We start from the raw sequence: 8405 nt of genomic DNA, 5'->3' as shown, positions 1-8405 counted from the left end.
GATGACATGAACGGCCAACCGGCCTGACGACAACCCTGGGCTCTCACACGGCTGCAAGGCCGTTCCCCTAATTAGGGTCGTTGGGCATCGATTCTCATCGAGGCGCGGGGGCCACAACCCCAACTCAGACGCCGGATAGATGAAAGCAAGCCAAACACGACATCAACAACAGTATTGCAGAAAAGGGGGTAACCATAGATGTGGGAGCGGGCTTGCCCGCGAAGGTGGCCTGACAGCCGGTCAATTTCTGGCAGATTTATGCAAATCCAAATGTGGGAGCGAGCTTGCTCCCACAAGGGATCAATCCTTGAACCGATGGATCAATTCGCCACCCGAACCCCACCCAGACTCCCGCTCAGTTCATACGCCGCCAGTTCCGCCTGATGCGCCGCCAGCAATTCCGGCAACGATCCGCGCAAATACTCGACCCAGGTCTTGATCTTCGCATCCAGGTACTGGCGCGACGGGTAGATGGCGTACAGGTTCAGTTCCTGCGAGCGGTATTTGGGCATCATGCGCACCAGCGTGCCGTTGCGCAGGCCTTCTATCGCGGCGTACAGCGGCAGGACGCCAACGCCCATGCCGCTGATGATCGCGGATTTCATCGCGTCGGCGGAGTTCACCAGGAACGGTGAGCTGTTGATGGTGACCATTTCCTGGGCGTCGGGACCGTCGAAGGCCCATTTCTCCAGCGGAATCACCGGGCTGACCAGGCGCAGGCAGGCGTGGTTGAGCAGGTCGCTGGGTTTTTGTGCGCAGCCGTTGGCTTTGACGTAGGCCGGCGAGGCGCAAACGATGCTGTAGGTGATGCCCAGACGCTGGGAGACGAAACCCGAATCCGGCAGTTCGCGGGCCAGGACGATGGACACGTCGTAGCCTTCGTCGAGCAGGTCCGGCACGCGGTTGGCCATGGTCAGGTCGAAGGTCACGTCCGGGTGGGTCTTGCGGTAGCGGGCGATGGCATCGATCACGAAGTGCTGGCCGATGCCGGTCATGGTGTGCACTTTCAGTTGCCCGGCCGGGCGGGCGTGGGCGTCGCTGGCCTCGGCTTCGGCTTCTTCGACATAGGCCAGGATCTGCTCGCAGCGCAGCAGGTAGCGTTTGCCGGCTTCGGTCAGGGCGATACGACGGGTCGTTCGGTTGAGCAGACGGGTTTGCAGGTGGGCTTCCAGGTTGGAGACCGCGCGCGAAACGTTGGCCGTGGTGGTGYCCAGTTGCACGGCGGCGGCGGTGAAGCTGCCCGCTTCGGCCACGTAACTGAAGGCGCGCATGTTTTGCAAAGTGTCCATGGGGTGCTCTCTCGTCGAATGACAAATTGTGACACGAAGTTTCTGTTTATTTACAGGCGACTAAGGATCTACCTACGGATTATCTCGTTAACGGTAACAAAGATTCACAGGAATCCCAGCTTATCGCCCTTCAGGCCGCCCCATAGAATTGCGCTCACCTCAAGAACACCCCACCTCAGGAAATCGCAGCAGTGCCGCGTCGCATCAGCAGAGCGCTTCAGTCGCTCAGTGTTTTGGCTTTAACCCTGGCAATCAGCGGCTGCATCGGAACCGGAGGTATTGCCCCACAGGGCAAGGCGCTGGAGGCCAATTCACTGGCCACCGACGAAGCGATCCAGAGCGCCGCGCAAGATGCGCACTGGCCCACCGCGCAATGGTGGCAGGCCTATGGTGACCCGCAACTGAATCGCTGGATCGACCTCGCCCTGCAAGGCAGTCCGACCCTGGCCATGGCCGCCGCCCGGGTGCGTCAGGCCAGGTCCATGGCCGGTGTGGCCGAAGCCGCCGAGTCGCTGCAGATCAATGGCGAGTCGACCCTCAAGCGCCATAACTGGCCTACCGACCAGTTCTATGGCCCCGGCGAGCTGGCCAACAGCACCACCTGGGACAATAACGCGGCGCTGGGTTTCAGCTATGCCCTCGACCTCTGGGGCCGGGAAAGCAATGCCACCGAGCGCGCCGTGGACATGGCGCACATGACCGTCGCCGAAGCACGCCAGGCCCAGCTCGAATTGCAGGACAACATCGTACGGGTCTACATCGAGTTGTCGTTGCATTACGCCCAGCGGGACATCGTCGAGGCGACCTTGAAGCAGCAACAGCAGATCCTTGAGCTGGCGCAAAAACGCCTGAGCGGGGGCATCGGCACCCATTTCGAAGTCAGCCAGGCCGAGACGCCGCTGCCGGAAACCCATCGCCAGATCGACGCCCTCGACGAAGAGATCGCCTTGAGCCGCAACCAGCTCGCCGCCCTCGCCGGCAAGGGGCCGGGGGAGGGCGCGCAGTTACAGCGGCCAACGTTGTCGTTGGGGGCGCCACTGAAACTGCCGTCGTCGCTGCCGGCGCAATTGCTCGGCCAACGCCCGGACGTGGTCGCCAGCCGCTGGCAAGTGGCGGCGCAGGCGCGGGGCATCGATGTCGCCCATGCCGGTTTCTACCCGAACGTCGACCTGGTCGGCAGCCTCGGCTACATGGCCACCGGCGGCGGGGCGCTGGAGTTCCTGACCGGCAAGAAACTCAACTACAGCGTGGGGCCGGCGATTTCATTGCCGATCTTCGATGGCGGGCGATTGCGTGGGGAATTGGGGGAAGCCTCGGCCGGGTATGACATCGCCGTGGCCAAGTACAACCAGACCCTGGTCAATGCCCTGAAAAACATCTCCGACCAGTTGATCCGCCGCGAGTCCATGGACAAGCAACAGGCTTTCGCCGCCGAGTCGGTGGCCWCKGCGCAGAAGACCTACGACATCGCGATGATYGCCTAYCARCGYGGCCTSACCGAYTACCTSAAYGTGCTKAATGCSCAGACCTTGTTGTTCAAGCAGCAGCAGGTGCAGCAGCAGGTTCAGGCAGCGCGTTTGAGTGCCCATGCCGAGTTGGTGACGGCGTTGGGCGGTGGCCTCGGTGCCGGCAACGACGTGCCAAAAGACAGCCAGACCCAAGCGCCGAAAACCCCGAGCCTTTTGCGTTGAACACAACACCTGTGGGAGCGAGCTTGCTCGCGATGAGGGCGTGTCAGTCAGCAATCATGTCGCCTGACACACCGCTATCGCGAGCAGGCTCGCTCCTACAGGTTCCGGTTTTCCCTGGAATTTATTGAGCAGGATTTGATGACTCCCTTGCCCGCACCCTTGCGCTGGCTGTACTCCCTGGAATGGCGCCGGGGGCTCTTCGACTGGGCACGCAGCGACGGCGTGACCTGGGTCTACATCTTCAAGGTGTTGTTCTCCGCATTCCTGACGCTGTGGCTGGCCATGCGCCTGGAACTGCCGCAACCGCGCACGGCGATGATCACCGTGTTCATCGTCATGCAGCCGCAGAGCGGCCAGGTGTTCGCCAAGAGTTTCTATCGTTTTCTCGGCACCCYGGCCGGGTCGGCGGTGATGGTCGCGCTGATCGCCCTGTTTGCGCAGAACACTGAGCTGTTCCTCGGTTCGCTGGCGATCTGGGTCGGTATCTGCACGGCCGGCGCCGCCCGCTGCCGCAACTTCCGCGCCTACGGTTTCGTACTCGCCGGATACACCGCCGCGATGGTCGGCTTGCCCGCATTGGCCCATCCGGAGGGTGCGTTCATGGCGGCGGTCTGGCGGGTGCTGGAAATCTCGTTGGGCATTCTCTGTTCGACCCTGATCAGTGCTGCGATCCTGCCGCAATCGGCCAGCGCGGCGATGCGCAATGCCTTGTATCAGCGCTTTGGCGTGTTCGCCCTGTTCGTCACCGACGGCTTGCGTGGCCGCAGTCAACGCGAGGCGTTCGAGGCCGGCAACGTGCGTTTCATCGCCGAAGCCGTGGGCCTGGAAGGCTTGCGCAGCGTCACTGTGTTTGAAGACCCGCACATGCGTCGGCGCAATGGCCGCCTCAGTCGCCTGAACAGCGAGTTCATGGGCATCACCACGCGTTTCAACGCCTTGCATCAGTTGCTCGAACGCCTGCGCAGCAGCGCAGCGGATCAGGTAGTAGCGGCGATCAAACCGGGACTGCAGGACCTCGCCGAGCTGCTCGACGGCTTCAGCGGTCGAGCCCTGACCAGCGCCGATGCGGCGCGGCTGGTCACAGTGTTGAGCGCCTACAAGGAAGATTTGCCGGCGCGGGTGCGTTGTCTGCGGGCGACGTTCCAACAGAGCAATCCGAGCGATGCCGAACAACTGGATTTTCACACCGCCTACGAGTTGCTCTATCGTTTCGTCGACGACCTGCACGGTTATGCACAGACCCACGCCTCCCTGGCCGATCACAGTCATGAACGGGAGCGCTGGGACGAGCCGTTCACTCCGCAAACCAACTGGATGGCAGCGGCAGCATCGGGGATTCGCGCAGCGTTCATCCTGGTGGTTTTGGGCAGCTACTGGGTGGCAACCGCCTGGCCGAGCGGYGCGACCATGACCCTGATTGCCGCCGCGACCGTGGGCCTGTCCGCCGCCACCCCGAACCCGAAACGCATGGCCTTTCAGATGGCGTGCGGGACATTGCTCGGGGCGCTGATCGGCTTCGTCGAGATGTTTTTCATTTTCCCGTGGATCGACGGATTTCCGTTGTTGTGTGTGATGCTCGCGCCGGTGATCGTACTGGGTTCGTTCCTGACCTCGCGGCCGCAATACGTCGGCGTCGGCCTGGGCTTGCTGATCTTCTTCAGCACCGGTTCGGTGCCGGACAACCTCACGGTTTACAACCCCTATACCTTCATCAACGACTACATCGCCATGGTAATGGGCATGCTGGTGTGCGCAGCGGCCGGAGCGATCATTCTACCGCCCAACAGCCGCTGGCTGTGGCGTCGGCTGGAGCAGGACCTGCGCGCTCAGGTGGTGTACGCCATCAGTGGCAAGCTCAAGGGTTTGGCCTCGAGTTTTGAAAGCCGCACCCGCGATCTGGTGCATCAGGCCTACGGCTTCGCGGCGGGTCAACCGCAAGTGCAGCGGGACTTGTTGCGCTGGATGTTCGTGGTGCTGGAAGTCGGTCACGCGATCATCGAATTGCGCAAGGAACAGGCGATTTTGCCGGTGCATTCGGCCTATGCCGAATCCCAGCCGTGGCGCCAGGCGATCCGGGTGATGGGGCGTGCGCTGGTGCGGTTGTTCCTGCAACCGAACAGCAGCAACCTCGAACGCGCGCTGATCGCGGTCGATCATGCCATCAGCCGTGTGCAGTCCACCGACGAACCCTTCGCCCCGCACTTCGATACTTCGGCGTTGCGCCGGGTGAAGAGTTACCTGCACTTCATCCGCACCTCTCTACTTGATCCGCAATCACCGCTTGCGGCCTTCGCAAACAGCCAGCCCCAAGGACTTGAGCATGCCTCGTGAAATCGCCTTCCACGGCGTGTACATGCCGACCATGACCCTGATGTTTTTCATCGCGGCGGCGCTTGCCTGGGCGCTCGACCGGTTCCTGTCCGGGTTCGACCTGTACCGTTTTTTCTGGCACCCGGCGTTGCTGCGCCTGAGTCTGTTTACTTGTCTGTTCGGCGCCATGGCGCTGACTGTCTACCGTTGACTCTCTATCACTGACTCTCTATCTCTGAAGAATGCCCCGATGAAAAAGTTTTTCAGCCTGCTCGCGACCTTGCTGGTGCTGGCCCTCGCGCTGTGGATCGGCCGCTCCTTGTGGGAGCACTACATGAACACGCCGTGGACCCGTGACGGCCGCGTGCGCGCCGATATCATCAACGTCGCCGCAGACGTCACAGGCGAAGTGGTGGACGTGCCGGTGCGCGATAACCAACTGGTGAAGAAGGGCGATTTGCTGATGCAGATCGATCCCGAGCACTACCGTCTGGCAGTCAAGCAGGCTCAGAGCCTGGTGGCATCGCGCAAGGCGACCTGGGAGATGCGCAAGGTCAACGCCCACCGTCGCGCCGATATGGACAACCTGGTGATCTCCCGGGAAAACCGTGACGATGCCAGCAATCTTGCTGACTCGGCCCTGGCCGATTACCAGCAGGCCCAGGCGCAACTGGAAGCCGCCGAACTCAATCTCAAACGCACTGAAGTGCGCGCGGCGGTGGACGGCTACGTCACCAACCTCAACGTGCATCGCGGCGACTATGCGCGCATCGGCGAGGCGAAAATGGCCGTGGTCGACATGAACTCGTTCTGGGTCTACGGCTTCTTCGAAGAAACCAAGCTGCCCCATGTGCGCGTCGGTGATAAGGCGGACATGCAACTGATGAGCGGCGAAGTGCTCAAGGGCCATGTGGAAAGCATCTCCCGCGGCATCTACGACCGCGACAACCCGGAAAGCCGCGAGTTGATCGCCGATGTAAACCCGACCTTCAACTGGGTTCGCCTGGCGCAACGGGTGCCGGTGCGCATTCACATCGATGAAGTGCCGGAGGGTGTGGTGTTGGCGGCGGGGATTACTTGTACGGTGGTGGTGAAGCAGGATGGAGGGGCATGACTTGTAGACCGGGTGGCCCCATCGCGGGCAAGCCCGCGATGGGAACGACTCGGTTGAGCAGGTATAAAACAGCGGTTCACTCCTTGCAAAACGTCTCATGCAAATGCCGCCAGATCACCCGGCCATCCGCCTGCTTCTCGAACACGACCGTGGAGCGACGATCCGAGTGCAGTCCGGTCGCATCGGTTTGTTGTTCGCGGTAACTCACGGTCGCGCCGCCGTCGTACAACGCAATACCACGCAACTCGCTGAGCTCGATGCGAAACCCGAGTTTCTTGCCGCCCGCCAGCATGAACAATTCGTTCAGCGCGTCAAAATCCAGCACCCGACCGAGCGGCGAGACCATGGAAAACTGCGGCGAAAAACGGGTCAGCAGTTGTTCGAGTTCAGACGCGTCCCGTTCTTCGGCCAGCCATTGCTCGATGGCCACGTGGGCCTGGATCACTTCGTCGAAGTATTCGGTGTAGTCGGTCATGTTGTTTCCTGAAATTCTGTGGTGTCTGTTCTGACGCCATCGCGATCAAGCTCGCTCCCACAGGATTAGCGCCATCTGAAAATCTGCGCATGACCTGTGGGAGCGAGCTTGCTCGCGATTGCAGGCGACTCGGTCTCAGAGCTGCCCACGCAACCCGAACCGCTTCATCAGCCCCGATTCCAGCAGCCCCTTGGGCAACAACCCGGCGAGCAGCGGCAACGCACGACTGCCATTGCCCAGGCGCACCAGGCGCGCAGGTTTGCTCCGCTGTACAGCCTTGAGTAACCCGGCGGCGAATTCACTGGCCGGGGTCGGTTTGTCCTGGGAAGCCCTGGCCCGGGCACGAATGCCTTCGCGCAGCGGGAACCATGGCGATTGTTCGCTGATCAGTTGCTCCGCTTCGTGCCCCGCATTCCTGGCGAAACTGGAGGCGATGGCCCCCGGCTGGACTTCCATGACCCGCACGCCGAACGGCGCCAGTTCCATGCGCAAGGCATCGCTCAAGGCATGCACGGCGGCTTTCGAGGCGCAGTAGGCGCCGGCGAATGGCGTGACCAACACACCCGAAACGCTGCCGATATTCACGACCAGTCCTTTGGTCCGGCGCAGCACGGGAAACATCGCGCGAGTGACGCCAACGACAGCGAACACATTGGTTTCGAACTGGCGCTGCATGGCCGGTACGCCGCCATCGAGCAGTGGTCCCATGGCGCCATAACCCGCGTTGTTGATCAGCACGTCGAGACCACCGCGCTCCTGGTTGATGCGGTCACTCAACTGCTCAAGGGCAACACCGTCGTTTACGTCAAGTTGCACGGCGGTAAATCCGRCAGCGCTCAGCATGGCGACGTCTTCGGCCTTGCGCGCACTGGCCCAGACTTCATAGCCGGCGCCCTTGAACGCATCGGCAAGGGCGCGGCCAATGCCACTGGAACAACCGGTAATCAACGCGACGGGCATGGCGCATTCCTTGTGCAAAAAATGGGAGAGGGATCAGTCGGAAAAACTACCCTGCAATCGCTCGGCGCGAAACTCCAGGGTTTCCGGACGGTAGCCAGGGCGCAATGGCGGCAGCGGCAAGCAATCTTCCCAGTTGCCACCGGCCTGCAATTCGCCGGGGCCACGGTAGCGCGGGGCGGTGTATTGATTGTCGGCCAGGTTCACCGTATCGCCCGGTGCATAGGCCGCGACTCGCCAGCGCAGCTCGGTTAGCGGCACGTCATTGCCGTTGTTCAAGGTCAATTGCAATGGGCGGTCGGCGGGACATTGCTGCGGCGCGTAGCTGATGCGCAACTCCAGGCGTTGCAGCTGCTTGAGTTCGCGGTGGTCCATCCAGATGACCCAGGTGGCGACGATGCCCAACCCCGCGGCGGCGGCCATGGAAACGGGCAAGGCCTTGGCCGGATAGCGCAGCAACAGGATCAGCCAAGTGATGACCAGCAGGACGCCGATGAACATGACGTGAATTCTCGGGGACAGAGAGGGTCATCCTACCTAAGCGCAGAGAGGGTCATCCTACCTAAGCG

At 61.9% G+C, this 8405-nt stretch carries 8 protein-coding genes; 4 read left to right on the top strand and 4 right to left on the bottom strand.

Annotated features, from left to right (window positions below):
- Positions 1–320 precede the first annotated feature (320 nt).
- Entirely contained in the window at positions 321–1289 is a 969-nt protein-coding gene (locus ACXRVY_RS11425) for a LysR family transcriptional regulator (protein ID WP_458237420.1), read from the bottom strand.
- Between the two features lie 191 nt (positions 1290–1480).
- Between ACXRVY_RS11425 and ACXRVY_RS11420 the strand changes: the two genes are divergently transcribed.
- The 4 genes from ACXRVY_RS11420 (at position 1481) to ACXRVY_RS11405 (ending at position 6404) form a co-directional block, all read left to right on the top strand.
- Positions 1481–2980 carry an efflux transporter outer membrane subunit gene (locus ACXRVY_RS11420; protein WP_458237419.1) on the top strand — a complete coding sequence of 500 codons (1500 nt, stop codon included), beginning with the start codon at positions 1481–1483 and terminating at the stop codon, positions 2978–2980.
- Positions 2981–3118: 138 nt separating this feature from the next.
- Complete coding sequence (locus ACXRVY_RS11415) at positions 3119–5311, top strand: FUSC family protein (protein ID WP_458237418.1); 2193 nt, start codon at positions 3119–3121, stop codon at positions 5309–5311.
- Positions 5301–5501, top strand: a complete 201-nt coding sequence (locus tag ACXRVY_RS11410; protein ID WP_015096751.1) for a DUF1656 domain-containing protein — start codon at positions 5301–5303, stop codon at positions 5499–5501. Before ACXRVY_RS11415 ends, ACXRVY_RS11410 begins: the two co-directional genes overlap by 11 nt.
- Before the next feature lie 39 nt (positions 5502–5540).
- Positions 5541–6404, top strand: coding sequence for an efflux RND transporter periplasmic adaptor subunit (locus ACXRVY_RS11405; protein WP_223459812.1), 864 nt, complete (start codon positions 5541–5543; stop codon positions 6402–6404).
- Between the two features lie 76 nt (positions 6405–6480).
- On the opposite strand, the gene ACXRVY_RS11400 is transcribed toward ACXRVY_RS11405, so the two are convergent.
- From ACXRVY_RS11400 to ACXRVY_RS11390, 3 genes are all read right to left on the bottom strand, one after another.
- Positions 6481–6879 carry a DUF4440 domain-containing protein gene (locus ACXRVY_RS11400; RefSeq protein WP_223459814.1) on the bottom strand — a complete coding sequence of 133 codons (399 nt, stop codon included), beginning with the start codon at positions 6877–6879 and terminating at the stop codon, positions 6481–6483.
- Between the two features lie 135 nt (positions 6880–7014).
- Positions 7015–7839, bottom strand: a complete 825-nt coding sequence (locus ACXRVY_RS11395; protein ID WP_458237417.1) for an SDR family oxidoreductase — start codon at positions 7837–7839, stop codon at positions 7015–7017.
- A gap of 33 nt (positions 7840–7872) precedes the next feature.
- Positions 7873–8337: a multidrug transporter gene (locus ACXRVY_RS11390; RefSeq protein WP_108214937.1), complete on the bottom strand. Its 465-nt coding sequence runs from the start codon at positions 8335–8337 to the stop codon at positions 7873–7875.
- Positions 8338–8405: the final 68 nt, after the last annotated feature.

Source organism: Pseudomonas sp. P5_A2_2 (genome assembly GCF_054177685.1).
The sequence above is the reverse complement of the archived record's forward strand: the minus strand, read 5'-3'. Positions and strand labels throughout refer to the sequence as shown.